At 69.8% G+C, this 12,740-nt stretch carries 11 protein-coding genes and 1 pseudogene; 4 read left to right on the top strand and 8 right to left on the bottom strand.

Annotation, left to right across the window (positions count from 1 at the left end; all coding sequences use genetic code 11):
* Window positions 1-11: 11 nt before the first annotated feature.
* From L324_RS07925 to L324_RS07915, 3 genes are read right to left on the bottom strand one after another with little or no spacing between them, the layout of a single operon-like run.
* Window positions 12-878, bottom strand: coding sequence for a carbohydrate ABC transporter permease (locus tag L324_RS07925; protein WP_037305370.1), 867 nt, complete (start codon window positions 876-878; stop codon window positions 12-14).
* Window positions 875-1,831, bottom strand: a complete 957-nt coding sequence (locus L324_RS07920; RefSeq protein ID WP_037305369.1) for a carbohydrate ABC transporter permease — start codon at window positions 1,829-1,831, stop codon at window positions 875-877. The genes L324_RS07925 and L324_RS07920 overlap by 4 nt, the downstream gene beginning before the upstream one ends.
* A complete protein-coding gene (locus L324_RS07915; protein ID WP_037305368.1) occupies window positions 1,828-3,156 on the bottom strand; it encodes a sugar ABC transporter substrate-binding protein in 1,329 nt (442 codons plus the stop codon). Before L324_RS07915 ends, L324_RS07920 begins: the two co-directional genes overlap by 4 nt.
* Window positions 3,157-3,335: 179 nt before the next feature.
* Between L324_RS07915 and L324_RS07910 the strand changes: the two genes are divergently transcribed.
* Together L324_RS07910 and L324_RS07905 are read left to right on the top strand one after the other, a co-directional pair.
* Window positions 3,336-4,343 (top strand): hydroxyacid dehydrogenase, encoded by a 1,008-nt coding sequence (locus tag L324_RS07910; protein ID WP_037305367.1) that lies wholly within the window; start codon window positions 3,336-3,338, stop codon window positions 4,341-4,343.
* A 979-nt stretch (window positions 4,344-5,322) separates the two neighbouring features.
* On the top strand, window positions 5,323-5,613 hold the full coding sequence (locus L324_RS07905; RefSeq protein ID WP_037305366.1) for a DUF1330 domain-containing protein: 291 nt from the start codon (window positions 5,323-5,325) through the stop codon (window positions 5,611-5,613).
* 37 nt (window positions 5,614-5,650) lie between these two features.
* On the opposite strand, the gene L324_RS07900 is transcribed toward L324_RS07905, so the two are convergent.
* Window positions 5,651-6,742 (bottom strand): aldo/keto reductase, encoded by a 1,092-nt coding sequence (locus tag L324_RS07900; protein WP_037305365.1) that lies wholly within the window; start codon window positions 6,740-6,742, stop codon window positions 5,651-5,653.
* Between the two features lie 18 nt (window positions 6,743-6,760).
* Complete coding sequence (locus L324_RS43490; RefSeq protein ID WP_268871892.1) at window positions 6,761-6,928, bottom strand: DUF6130 family protein; 168 nt, start codon at window positions 6,926-6,928, stop codon at window positions 6,761-6,763.
* A gap of 203 nt (window positions 6,929-7,131) precedes the next feature.
* On the opposite strand from L324_RS43490, the gene L324_RS07895 reads away from it, so the two are divergent.
* Window positions 7,132-7,377, top strand: a complete 246-nt coding sequence (locus tag L324_RS07895) for a hypothetical protein (RefSeq protein ID WP_037305364.1) — start codon at window positions 7,132-7,134, stop codon at window positions 7,375-7,377.
* Between the two features lie 7 nt (window positions 7,378-7,384).
* On the opposite strand, the gene L324_RS07890 is transcribed toward L324_RS07895, so the two are convergent.
* The 3 genes and pseudogenes from L324_RS07890 to L324_RS07880 all read right to left on the bottom strand — a co-directional run.
* Window positions 7,385-8,038, bottom strand: coding sequence for a sigma-70 family RNA polymerase sigma factor (locus L324_RS07890; protein ID WP_235783440.1), 654 nt, complete (start codon window positions 8,036-8,038; stop codon window positions 7,385-7,387).
* Window positions 8,023-9,363: an alpha-lytic protease prodomain-containing protein gene (locus L324_RS07885; RefSeq protein WP_037305363.1), complete on the bottom strand. Its 1,341-nt coding sequence runs from the start codon at window positions 9,361-9,363 to the stop codon at window positions 8,023-8,025. The genes L324_RS07890 and L324_RS07885 overlap by 16 nt, the downstream gene beginning before the upstream one ends.
* Before the next feature lie 283 nt (window positions 9,364-9,646).
* Window positions 9,647-9,835, bottom strand: a pseudogene (locus L324_RS07880) (hypothetical protein); the annotation flags it as partial.
* Window positions 9,836-10,024: 189 nt separating this feature from the next.
* On the opposite strand from L324_RS07880, the gene L324_RS07875 reads away from it, so the two are divergent.
* Window positions 10,025-12,736 (top strand): helix-turn-helix transcriptional regulator, encoded by a 2,712-nt coding sequence (locus L324_RS07875; protein ID WP_037305361.1) that lies wholly within the window; start codon window positions 10,025-10,027, stop codon window positions 12,734-12,736.
* The last annotated feature ends 4 nt before the right edge of the window (window positions 12,737-12,740 follow it).

Raw genomic sequence — 12,740 nt, 5'->3', positions numbered from 1 at the left:
GATTGTCTCGGTCAGCCCTTGAGCGCGCCCGAGGCGAGCCCGCGGACGAACGAACGCTGGAAGAACAGGAACGCGGCGACCGACGGGAGCAGCGCCAGCAGCGACGCGGCCATGATCACGCCCGGCGTGACGTTCGTGTCGATCCGCAGTGTCCGCAGGGCCAGCGGCAGGGTGTAGGTCGACGCGTCGGTCGACACCAGCAGCGGCAGCAGGTACTGATCCCAGATCATGGTGAAGCCGAAGACGCCGATCACGCCGAGCGCGGGTTTGCACATCGGCAGGATGATCTGCGCGAAGATCCGCAGATCTCCGGCGCCGTCGATCCGGGCGGCCTCTTCGAGTTCACGCGGGACGTCCTTCATGAACTCGGTCATCACCAGGATCGAGAAGGCCCACGCGCCCAGCGGCACGATCATGCCCGCGAGGCTGCCGATCAGGTTGAAATGCACCACCGGAAGATCCGACAGGATCAGCGAGAGCGGGATCGCGAGGATCTCCTCCGGCAGCATCAGCGTCGCCAGGATCGCGACCAGCACGAAGGTCATGAACCGGAACTTCTTGCGCGCCAACGCGTATCCGGCCAGCACCGAGACGATGACCTGCAGCAGCAGGCCGAAACCGACCACCAGGAACGAGTTGAGCAGGTACTTCCCGACGCCGAGGTCGAAGGCGATGCCGAAGTTGTCCAGGGTGGGGCTCGACGGGACGACGCTCAGCGCCGTCGGATCGGAGACGTCGTTGAACGCGCTGACCAGCAGCGCCAGCAGCGGTCCGGCGAACACCAGGAGCAGCAGGGCGTACAGGACGAACTTCAGGATCCGTCCGCCCGGCGACTTGACGGCGTCGAGGCCGAGTGCCGAATCGTTGGCCGCGGTCATGCGTCTCGCCTCCGTCGGAGCACCTGGACGAACAGGGTCAGCACGAGCGTCGCGAGGAACAGCAGGACCGCTCCCGCCGCGCCGACGCCCAGCCGGTTCTGTTCCAGGCCGAGTTTGTAGATCAGGGTCATCGCCACCTCGGTCGAGCCGTTCGGCCCGCCGTTGGTCAGCAGGAACACCTCGGTGAACACCCGCAGACCGCGGATCGCCGCGAGGACGAACAGGATCGAGAACACCGACCGCAGGCCCGGCAGCGTCACGTGGAGGATCTTGCGCCAGCGGGAGGCACCGTCCACAGTGGCCGCTTCGTAGAGACCGCGGTCGATCCCGGCCAGGCCCGCCAGGAAGATCATCATGTCGTACGGCGCGCCACGCCAGATGCCGGTGATGATCACCGAGACCATCGACGTGTCGGGATCGTTGATGAAGCCCGACGGTCCCAGCCCGACCAGGCCGAGGATGGAGTTCAGCATCCCGTCCTCGGTCGGGTGGTACATGATCCGCCAGAGTTCGGCGACCACCGCGATCGGTACCACCACCGGCAGGAACGCCGCCGAGCGCAGGAACTTCAGCCGCTTGCTCTGGCCCTCCATCAGCAGTGCGAGCGCGAGGCCGATGACCATCGACCCGACCGTCTGCCCGACCGCGATGATCACGGTGTGCCAGATGGCGGAGTGGAACGCCTCGTCACCGAGGACGGTGCCGTAGTTCTGCCCACCGACCCACTGGTTGCCCAGATACGGCTGGACGTCCTGGAAGGACATCGTCACCGCGGTGATCATCGGGATGAACTTGAAGTACACGAACAGGATCAGGGCGGGGGCCAGGAACAGCCACGGCGTCCACCATTTCCCGTCGCGGTCGCTGCGCCCGCGGGCCTTCGGCGCGGGCGCCCGCCGGGTGGCGGGACGGTCCGCGCCGACGGCCGCCGGCTTGGCGTGATCTACGGTCATGACGCGCTGATCCCCTGTTGCTGCAAGGTCGCGGTGAGCTTGGTGTCGAGTTTGGCCAGTTCGGCCTTGAGGTCTAGCTTGCAGTCGGCGATGAGCGCGCTGACCGTGTCGGCGGTGTCCTGGCGGACGGGCGTCCAGTTCGGGATGGACGGCGCGTAGTGGCCGGACTTGGCGTAGATCTCGGCGTAGGTCTTCCAACGCGGGTCCGGGCGGACCTGCGTGATGTCGACGTTCTTGTTCACCGGGAGCTGGACGATGAAGGCGGTGTCGCCCTCCATGCCGATCTTCTGGCCGTCGGCCGAGATCGCGAAGTCACCGAAGGCGTCCTGCCCGGCCTGGTTCGGCGAACCGGCCATCATGTAGATCGACAGCCCCTCAGCCAGGACGTCGGCGTTCTTGGCGCCCTTCGGCATCGGGACGACCTCGTACTTGTCCTTGCCGAGCGCCTTGTCGAACCGCGGCAGCAGGTACGGGCCGACGACGTACATCCCGGCCTTGCCCGCTTCGAAGGTCTCGTTGGTCGCCGGGGTCGGCATGGTGACCGAACCGGGCTGGATCACGTTGTCCTTGCAGCCGAGGTCGCGGAACCACTGCACCGCGGCCAGCGATTCGGGGGTGCTCATCGACGGCTTGTACTTGCCGCCACCGGCCTCGGTGATGAAGTCGCCGCCCGCGGCCCACAGGAAGTTGGAGAAGTACCAGGAGGCGTAGCCCCGCTTGGTCGACAGCGTCGCGTTCAGGCCCGCGGTGTCGTTCTTGCCGTTGCCGTCGGGGTCGCCGGTGGTGAAGGCCTTGGCGAGGTCGACGAGTTCGGGCCAGCTTTGCGGCACGCTCTTGCCGAGCTTTTCGCGCCAGTCCCTGCGGATCAGCAGCGCCGAGGCCTGCGCGCTGTAGGGCAGGCCGTACAGCTTGCCGTCCGGGGTCTGGTTGGACTTCAGCGCCTGCTCGGTCAGCTCCGAGGCGTGCTTGATCTTGCCCTGCTCGACCTCGCGGACGAGGCCCTGGCTCTTCAACGTGCCGACCTGCGTGACGTCGTTCATCACGATGTCCGGCAGGTCGCGCTGGGCGGCGCGCTGGGCCAGCTTCGTCTCGAAGTCGTCGAAGATCGCGGTGACCTGGACCTTGAACCCGGTGGCCTTCTCGAAGGCTTCCGCGAGCCGTTTCGTGGCCTGCTCACCGGCGCCGCCGGGGGTCGTCCGGGTCCACAGTTCCAGTGGCGCCTTGGTGTCCTGCGCGACGTTCGTTCCGGCGGGGCCTGCCGAGCAGCCCGAAAGGACCAGCGCTGAGACCGTGAGTCCCACGCCGATCCACCGCGATTTCCGCATCGCTTCTCCTGTTCACTGTGGACCACGCTGTCTATCCGCAGGGACGGTAAGCGCTTTCCGGACCCGGGGTCAATGGTCCGATGATTACGAATTTCAATCGGCCGGGTTTGCCCCTGCGTGGCACTCACCGCCCGTGGACCGGTCTAAGCATCCGATGTATGGTCGCCGCGGAGGTAGGGATGACGGAACTGCAACACCGGCCGACGGCGCTCCTCGTGATGGAGGAACGCCGCCGTGACGACGTTTACCCCGAGGCCGTCCTGGCGGAGATCGGGGCGCTGGTGGACCTGCGTGAGCCGCTCACCCGCGAGCGGCTGGCGGACCGTCCGGAGGCCCTGGACGGCGTCGAAATCCTGCTCTCGGGCTGGGGCGCGCCCGTCCTCGACGCCGGCCTGCTGGGACACGCGCCGGACCTGCGCGCGGTGCTCGTCGCCGCCGGATCGGTCCGGCCCCTGACCACGCCCGAGTTCTGGGCGCGCGGGATCCCGATCGTGTCCGCGGCGGCCGCGAACGCCGTCCCCGTCGCCGAGTTCACCCTGGCCCAGATCCTCTTGGGACTGAAACAGGTGCACCGGATCTCCCGCGAGATCCGCGAACGGCGGGCCTACCCGGGTGATCCGAGGGTCGCCGGGGCGTACCGATCCAAGGTCGGCTTGCTCGGCCTCGGCGAGATCGGTGCTCTCGTCGCCTCCCACCTGCGGAGTTTCGACGTCGAGGTGCTGGCGAGCGACCCCGTCGTCGACGCCGCGGCCGCCGCCGATCTCGGTGTGCGGCTGGTGGATCTCGACGAGCTGTTCGGCACCTGTGCGGTGGTCAGCCTGCACGCGCCACTGCTGCCGGAGACCGAGGGACTGGTGAACGGGAAGCTCGTGGCCGGGATGAGCGTCGGCGCGACCCTGATCAACACCGCCCGCGGCGCCGTGGTCGACGAGCCGTCGGTCATCCCCGTGCTGGGTGAGCGGCCGGACCTCACGGCGATCCTCGACGTCACCTGGCCAGAGCCGCCCGCGCCGGACTCGCCGCTCTACACATTGCCGAACGTGGTGCTCACCCCGCATCTGGCGGGGGCTCTAGGTGCGGAGCGTGCGCGGATGGGTGAACTCGTCGCGCGGGAGCTGCGGCGGTTCGTGCTTGGGCAGCCGCTTCAGCACGCTGTTGCGCCGGATCGGGCCCATTTGCGGGCCTGACGCGTTTTCGGGGTGGGCTCGGCTGGGGCTGTCGTGGTGGCTACGGGTGATCTGTGACTGGGTGGGTGTTGCTGGTTTTGTATAACGGCCTATACCGCGCGGCTTGGGCGGTGTGGGGTTCGTGGCCGAGGGCTGGGGCACTGGCTTTGGTTTGTTGCCGCGGAATGGCGACGGCCGTCGGTTTTGGACTGTGCCCGTGGCTCCGAGGCGTTGTGTCTGTGGTGACCGGTCGTCTGGGGCCATTGCCGCGAAATGGCGACGGCGGTCAGTGCCGCAGCGTGGCTTGATGGCTCGTCTTCGGTGTTGTGGCTGCGGTGAGTGGAGACCAGGGGTGCCCCAGGCGGGGGCCGGGGTCTGTTGCCGCGAAACGGCGACGGCCGTCGGTTTGGCCTGTGCCCGCGGCTCCGAGGCGTTGTGTCTGGGGTGACTGTCCGTCTGGGCTATTGCCGCAAAATGGCGACAGTCGCCAGCCCGCAGCGTGGCTTGATGGCCTGTCCTCGGCGTTGCGTCTGCGGTGAGCGAAGCCAGGGGCGCCGCAAGTGCAGCCGGGTCTGTTGCCGGAAAACGGCTACGACCGTTAGCCCCGCGCCGGGGCGGCAAGACTTATCGGGTTGTTCAAGACGGTGCGCTGTGGCGTCCGGTTGACCGAGGGCCGTTGCCGCGAAACGGCGACGGCCCCCAGCCCCGCAGTGTGGCCAGACAGCCTGTCCTCGACGTTGCGCCCGCGGTGAGCGGAAACCAGGATCGCTCAGGTGCAGCCGGGCTCCGTTGCCGCAAAACGACCACGGCCGTCAGCTCGCGCCAAGTCCAACCGGCCAATCCCAACAACGACCGAACCCAGCCCTCGAAGCCCGTCGCGGACCGGCACCTTCCCGCAACCCACCCCGATGATCTTCACCGGGTACGCTCGCTCACGCCGATGAATCCGGCGCCAAGCGCGCATTCCCGGACGCGCGCTTTCCGAACACTGGAGGTTCTCGTGGCCAAGGGCTACTGGGTCAGCGTCTACCGCACCATTTCCGACCCCGAGAAGCTGGCCGCCTACAACAAGCTTGCCGCTCCGGCCGTCAAGGCCGCAGGTGGACGGGTTCTCGTCGGCGGCGGGCAGGTCGTCGCCCACGACGACGGCGTCGCCGAGCGCGTCATCCTGATCGAGTTCGACAGCTTCGAACAGGCCGTCGCGGCTCACGCGAGCGAGGCCTACCAGCAGGCGCTGATCGCCCTGTCCGACGGCGTCGAACGCGACTTCCGCATCGTCGAAGGCGTTTGAGCCGCAGCCCAGTGCCGTTGCCGCAAAACGGCGACGATCACCAGTTCCGCACAGCGGGCGCGTAGCCCTGCGGCTTGTCCCCGACCCGCACCCCAGGACTGATCACCCAGTTCTGGTACTCGGGAGTGAACATCCGGTACACCGACTCCGGCGGCACGGCACTCGCCTCGTCGAGGAGCGCGCGCAGCTCCGGCGGCAGCTCGAAGTCCAGAGCGGCCATGCTCTTGCCGAGCTGATCCGCGCTGCCGGCCCCGACGATCGCGGCCGCGATGCCCGGCTGGGTCGCGACCCAGTTGATCGCGACCTGGGCCATCGTGACGCCGAGCTTGCCGGCGACCTCTTCCAGCGGTTTCAGCAGCGCCCAGTCCCGGTCCGTCCAGGATTTCCCGGGGTTCCCCGGGTCGCTCAGCCTGCCCTCGCCGGACGGCGTCTCGCCGGTCCGGCGGTACTTGCCGGTGAGAAAACCGCCCGCCAAGGGGCTCCACGCGGTGATACCGAGCCCGAGATGCCTGCCCATCGGGACGTGTTCGGTCTCGATCGTCCGCTCCACGAGAGAGTAGGGCAGCTGGAGGTTGACCGCGGGGGTCAGCGCGTGCGCTTCGGCGAAGGTCTGTGCTCGCGCGGCGTACCAGGCGGGCACGTCGGAAAGTCCGGCGTAGCGGATCTTTCCCGCGCGCACCAGGTCGTCGAAGGTGCGCATCACCTCTTCCGGCGGCGTTATGCGGTCCCAGGTGTGCAGCAGGAACAGGTCGACGTGGTCGGTGCCCAGCCGCCGCAGCGACGCCTCCAAGGCCCGGATCAGATGCTTCCGCCCGTTGCCGCCCGCGTTCGGATCGCCGGGGTCGACGCTGTTGGTGTACTTGGTGGTGAGCACGACCCGGTCGCGCACCTTCGCCTCGGCGATGAGCCTGCCGAGGATCGTTTCGCTCTCGCCCGCGGTGTAGAAGTCCGCGGTGTCGATGAAGTTCCCGCCCGCTTCCAGGTACCTGCGGAAGATCGGGCGGACCTCGTCCTCGGTCTTCCCGTACGCGGCATGGAAACCGCCGGTGCCGAAGTTCATCGTCCCGAGCGCGATCCGGCTGACGCGCAGGCCGGACCGGCCGAGCAGATAGTACTGATCCAGTGTCATGGAAGGAACTCCAGGCTTTCAGTGGTGTCCACTGTGGACAGGGACGACGAAGTTCACCGTCTTCTGGTCGAGGATCTTGTGGGTCGGATCGGCGAGCCCGATCCACACCTTGTGCGGACCCGGCGGCAGGGCCTGGATGATGAGGGGCTCGCCGCTGCCGTCCGCCCTGTGCCACGCCGCGTCGATGACCAGCGAAGGCGGCGGTCAGGGCGAGCTTCCCAAGAACGGGCATGAGGTCACGCTAGGAGGGCCTGCCGGGCCGCCGCGCCCGTCGGACGACGTCATCGGTGTACGTCACCCGTGACACTTTCCGGTGATCGCCAGGTGAAGCCACATCAAGCGGGGAATACCGATGGCGTCAGGCGGGGGCCGAAGAGAAGGAGAGAACGATGAAGACTCGTATCGCCGCTTTGGCGGCCACGGTCGCGCTCATGGTGTCGGCGGGTGCCGTCGCCGCTTCGCCCGCCGTCGCGGACCCGGTGCCGGGAAGCCCGAATCTGTTCTACGCCTCGTGCGCCGTCGATCTGCTGGGCATTCCGGTGGGCTGCCTGGAAACCGACGAAGTGCACGCGACGCACGTCTGTCAGTACGTACTCACCACGTTCGGGCTGGGGCTCGACTGTATCCAGCGCTGAACGCCGATCACGGGGCTGTTCCCGGGTCGCCCTCGCTCAGGATCGCGCGGAGCCGGTGCAGGGCGCGATGCTGGGCGACCCGGACCAGTCCAGGGCTGACCCGCAGGACCGCACCTGTTTCGGGCGCCGACATGCCGACGGTGATCCGCAGCCGGAGGATCTCCTGCTGAAGTCCGGGAAGGGTGCTCATCAGGCGGGTCAGCCGGTCGTGGCCGTCGGCGGCGAGGGCCTGCCGTTCGGGTTCGTTGGGCTCGGGCGTCGCGCGGTCGGGTACGTCCGGGGTGGGTTCCGAGCGGTCCCGTGCCCGCCTCCGGAAGGCAGCGGCGACCTTCCGGGCGGCGATCCCGAGGACGGCGGTGAGAAACGAGCGACCGGTGGTCCTGGCGGTGGGAAGCGCGGTGAGCACCGCGAGACAGGTCTCCTGTGCGACGTCCTCCGCGCCGATCACGCGCGCGTCCGTCCCCTCCATCCGGCTCCGGCAATAGCTTGCGACGACCGGCTCGACGATGCCCATCAGCTCCCGGGTCGCGGCGGGATCGCCGTCGCGGGCACGGGGGACGAGGGACTCCAGATCCGCCGTCAGTGCGCCGTCGTCAGGGGGAGGAGCCGCCCCCGGCGAGGTGCGTTCGCCGGGGGCGGTCCAGGTCAGGCGAGTTCCCAAAGCGCCGGCACGTTCGGCGGTTCCCAGCCGGGCATGGAGGTGTGCGGCTGGATGACCCGGTAGGTGCTGCCGCCGTAGGTGGCGGTCGCGCCGGAGCCGTAGTAGGTGTACGGCGCCCAGGTGCCGCCCGGCGGGTTCGAGGTCGTCGGGCTGGTCGGGGTGGTGGTCGGCGTGGTGGTCGTGCTGGACGGCGGGGTGCCGGTGACCATCAGGCGCAGGTTGTAGACGCCCAGGATCTCGTTGACCGGCTGGAAGTAGATGGTGCCGCCGGAGGTGCAGTTGCCGGAGCCACCCGAGGTGACGCCCTGCGCCTGGTCGCCGGTGATCCACGAACCGCCCGAGTCACCGGGTTCGGCGCAGACGTTGGTCCGGGTCAGGCCGGTGATGGTGCCCTCGGGGTAGGTGACCGAGGTGTTCTTCTGCAGGATCGTGCCGCAGTGCCAGCCCGTGGTGGAGCCGGAACGGCAGACCGACGAGTTCACCGCGGCCTCGGTCGAACCGGCCACCGGCACGGTGCCGGGGTAGCGGTTGACCAGCGCGCGCGGGGTGTTGCCGGCGTCGGCGCGGACCCAGGCGTAGTCGTTGCCGGGGAAGCTGGAGCCGGCGACGGTCCCGCTGGGGTTCGAGGTCCGCGTGCCCGTGGTGCCACAGTGGCCGGCGGTCACGAATCCGCCCTCGACCGGGAAACCGATGGAGCAGCGGCCCGAGCCGAAGGTGTAGGCGTTGCCGCCGATGATGTCGATCAGCGCCCGCGGCTTCTCCGTGCTGGTCTCGACGCGCACCAGATCGGCCTGCACACCGGACTCCGCGGCCCACGCCTTCGCGGCGGCCTCGCCACCGGCGTTGGCCAGTACGACGATCGAGTTGGTGACGACGTCGGTGTACCAGCCGGGCACGGTCTTCGGTGCCTTGGTGGACTTGGCGTCCAGCCGCAGTTTCGCCGCGTCGAGATCGGCGGCGCTGCGGGCGACGGTCTTCGGGGTGGCGCCCGCGGCGCGCACCAGGTCGGCCTGGGCGGCGTCGGTGACGGCCACGGTCAGCGCGGTCCCGGTGGCGTCCAGCCACGACCCGGCGTACGACATGCCGAGCTGCTTCTTCAGCGTGTTGTCGGCGATCGCGGCGCGCTGCTCGCTCGCGAGCCGGATCTTGGCCTGTTCGGGGCTGATCTTCAGATCGCGGGACATCGCGGCCAGCATTTCGGACTGGGCCTGGTCGCCGGCGGAGGCTTGCTGACCGGCGCTCGCGCTGGGCGTGAGGGCGATGGCGGTGATCAAGCCTGCCCCGGTGATGGCCGCGGCTGTGGCGGCGAGGATCTTTCTGTTCATGTCAACGCTTTCCTCGAAACGGGCGGGGAGGGAGAGTCGATCCCGACCGTACGAGGCGGATCACGCGACTGGTACATACCATTTGGGTCATATCGGCCGGGCTGAGCGCAGCGCGATATGGCGGCCGGTCCTGCCGGACGGGCCGGTGGTTTCGTTGCGGTGCAAGGGTTTCAGGCGCCGTGGACCAGGGCGGCGCGGACGTGTCCGATTCGGCCGGTCGCGATGTCCACTGTCGTCAATACCGTACTTTTGAGGGGTATGGCAAAGGGAACGCCGGAACTTCTCACAGTATGAGGAAGTGCCCGTCGTACCGGTGGGGGCGGCCGGTGCAGCGATAGCTCGACGCCACCGCGGGATCACCGTGACCGCGGTACGTGGCGGTACCGCAGCGTGCCGCCCGGCGGAAGTCCGACAGATCCGGGTCCGACGTCCCGATGACGTCGTCGTATTCCCGCACCGACTGGCGGAACAGCACCGGGCGGCCAGCGGTGCCGCCGCCAGGAACAACTTCTTGCGTCTCATCACTTTCCCGAAGCTAGGCCGGTCGTGTTGACACGCCGTCTACATCCTGTGGACGCCGCCACCATCACCGGTCCAGATCGGACCGTTTGGGTATCGTCGGACGGGCGGCCGCCCATGGCCGGGGGAGGAATGCGCCACCATGCCGCTTTTCGGACGGGATGCCGAGCTGAAGGACCTGAGTGAGCTCGTCGACGGTCCCGCCGCGGGCTGCGGCGGTGTGCTCATCCAGGGCGAACCCGGCGCCGGGAAGTCGGCTCTCGTCGCGGAGGTCGTCGCCGCGGCGACGCTCGGGGGAGTGCGCGTGCTGCGCGCGACCGGTGTCGAGGCCGAACGGAACTTCCCGTACGCCGCTCTCCACCAGCTGCTCCATCCAGTCCGGGCCGGTGCCGACACCCTGCCCGCGCCGCTGCGTTCCGCGCTCTGGGCGGCGCTGGGGCTGGCCGAAGCGGCCGAGCCGAACGCGTACCTCGCCGGGCTCGCCGCGCTGACGCTGCTTTCGGAGGAGGCGGCGGCCAAACCGCTGCTGATCGTCGCCGACGACGTCCATTGGATGGACCGCGAGAGCGCCGACGTGCTCGCGTTCGTGGCGAGGCGGATCGAGACGGAACCGATCGTCCTGATCGCGACCGTCCGGGACGGGGTGCCGTCGCCCCTGTGTGACGCGGGACTGTCCTCAATGGACCTGGAACGCCTCCCCGGAGAGGTGGCGGCGGAGCTGCTCGACTCCGTCGCCCCCGGGCTCGCCTCGCCGGTCCGCTCCCGGATCCTCGCCGAAGCCGACGGCAATCCACTGGCCCTGACCGAGTTGCCGTCGGCCGTGACCAGGGCATCGGATCCCGTGCTGCCGCTGACCCAGCGGCTCGAGCGCACGTTCGGTGCCCGGTTCACCGCCCTGCCCGAGCCCGCCCGCACGACCTTGCTGGTCGCCGCGCTCAGCGAGACCGGCTCGCTCGCCGGGACACTCGCGGCGGCGGGCGCGCTACTGGGCGAGGACGTCGAGCCGTCGGCGCTGGCACCCGCCGCCGAGGCCCGCCTGATCGACTTCGAAGCCAGCGCTGTCTCGTTCCGGCATCCGCTGATGCGCTCGGCCATTCCCGCTTCGGTACCGGCCGAGGAACGGCGGCGCGCGCACCTGAGCCTCGCCGAGGTCTTCCGCGAGCAGCCGGATCGCCGTGCCTGGCACCTGGCCGCCGCCGCGACCGGCGCCGACGAAGACGTCGCACGGGAACTGGAGAACGCCGCCGACCGCGCGCGGCACCGCGGCGGAGCGACGGCCGCCGTCGCCGCGCTGGAGCGAGCGGCCCTGATGAGCGTCGATCCGGAGCGCCGGGCGGACCGGTTGCTGCGCGCGGCCGAGCTGGCCGTGGAATCCGGCGGCCGTGAGACGGCGGAACGGCTCGTCCTGGAGGCCCGCGCCGGAGAACTCACGCCCCGGCAACGGGCGACGGCGAGCTGGTTGCTCAGCGGGTTCGAGGACGGCGTCCGCGAGGACCGCTCGCGGATCGCGGAACTGGCCCGGCTGGCCGAGTCGGTCGCGCAGGACGGGCAGCCGGATCCGGCGATGCGCGTGCTGTGGGGTGCCGCCATGCGGTGCTTCTGGACCGAACCCGGCGCCGACACCCGGCGGACCCTGCTGGCCGTCGCGGACCGTCTCCCGGTGGAGAACTCGGACCCGCGCCTGGTCGCGGTCGCCGCCTACGTGGCGCCGTTCGAGCGGGCCGGGGAGGTGCTCGCCGGGCTGCGTGCGCTCGCCGCCGGGACCGGTGCCGACCCCGAGGTCGACCGCTTTCTCGGCAGTGCGGCCCTGCAGGTCGGCGCGGTCGATCTGGCCGCCCGGTTCTCCGCGGCCGCGGCACCCGGACTGCGGGCGCAAGGCAGGCTCGGGCTGCTGCCGCGGGCCTTGGCGGTCCAGGCGTGGAGCAGGGTCCGGCTCGGGGATCTCGCCGGGGCCGTGCCGGTCGCGGCGGAAGCGGCCAAATTCGCCAGGGAGACCGGGCAGCCGTTCATGTACGGCTTCGCCACCGCGGTCCAGGCCGAGATCGCCGCGCTGCGGGGCGAGCACAAACAGGCCAGAACGCTGGCCGACGAGGCCGAACGGACCGCGCTCGCCGCCGGTGCCCGGCCGGTACTGGCGACCGTGCGGCTCGCCAGGGGGATCGCCGCGTCGAGCGAGGGCCGCTTCGACGACGCGTTCGCCGACCTGCGGCGCCTCTTCGATCCCGCCGATCCCGCCTGCCAGCCGGCACTGCGCGTCTACTTCGTCGCGGAGCTCACCGAGGTCGCGATCCGGGCAGGACAGGTCGAGGCCCTGCGCGAGATCGTCGCGGAGATGGAACGGCTCGCCCTGATCACCCCGGCGCCCGCCCTGCACATCGGCTTGCGGTACGCCCGTGCCGTCCTCGAACCGAGCGACGAACTGTTCGCGACCGCGCTGGGGGCGGAGCTGGACGGCTGGCCCGCCGAACGCGGGCGGCTGCACCTGGCCTACGGCGAGTGGCTGCGGCGGCAGCGGCGCGCGGTGGACTCGCGGGCGCATCTGCGCACCGCGCGGGAGACGTTCGACGCGCTCGGCATGACCGCGTGGGCCGAACGCGCGCGCCGTGAGCTGCGAAGCGCGGGGGAGTCCAGCCCCAACCGCGGCCCCGACGCGCGCGAGAAGCTGACCCCGCACGAGCTGAGCATCGTGCACCTGGCCGCGGAAGGGCTGACGAACCGGGAGATCGGGCAGCGGCTCTACCTGTCCCACCGGACGGTCGGCACGCATCTGCACCGGATCTTCCCGAAGCTGGGCGTGAGTTCGAGGGCGGAACTCAAGGGAGCCCTGGGTCTCGTGAGTGGTAAAGACGGTTAGAACC

The organism is Amycolatopsis orientalis DSM 40040 = KCTC 9412 (assembly GCF_000478275.1).
Lineage (GTDB): Bacteria > Actinomycetota > Actinomycetes > Mycobacteriales > Pseudonocardiaceae > Amycolatopsis > Amycolatopsis orientalis.
This window is presented reverse-complemented; position numbering and strand designations above follow the sequence as displayed.

Excerpts from the sequence above, each read along its gene's own strand:
- L324_RS07925 (WP_037305370.1), bottom strand. The coding sequence starts at position 878 with ATGACCGCGGCCAACGATTCGGCACTCGGCCTCGACGCCGTCAAGTCG.
- L324_RS07920 (WP_037305369.1), bottom strand. The coding sequence starts at position 1,831 with ATGACCGTAGATCACGCCAAGCCGGCGGCCGTCGGCGCGGACCGTCCC.
- L324_RS07915 (WP_037305368.1), bottom strand. The coding sequence starts at position 3,156 with ATGCGGAAATCGCGGTGGATCGGCGTGGGACTCACGGTCTCAGCGCTG.
- L324_RS07910 (WP_037305367.1), top strand. The coding sequence starts at position 3,336 with ATGACGGAACTGCAACACCGGCCGACGGCGCTCCTCGTGATGGAGGAA.
- L324_RS07900 (WP_037305365.1), bottom strand. The coding sequence starts at position 6,742 with ATGACACTGGATCAGTACTATCTGCTCGGCCGGTCCGGCCTGCGCGTC.
- L324_RS07895 (WP_037305364.1), top strand. The coding sequence starts at position 7,132 with ATGAAGACTCGTATCGCCGCTTTGGCGGCCACGGTCGCGCTCATGGTG.
- L324_RS07885 (WP_037305363.1), bottom strand. The coding sequence starts at position 9,363 with ATGAACAGAAAGATCCTCGCCGCCACAGCCGCGGCCATCACCGGGGCA.
- L324_RS07875 (WP_037305361.1), top strand. The coding sequence starts at position 10,025 with ATGCCGCTTTTCGGACGGGATGCCGAGCTGAAGGACCTGAGTGAGCTC.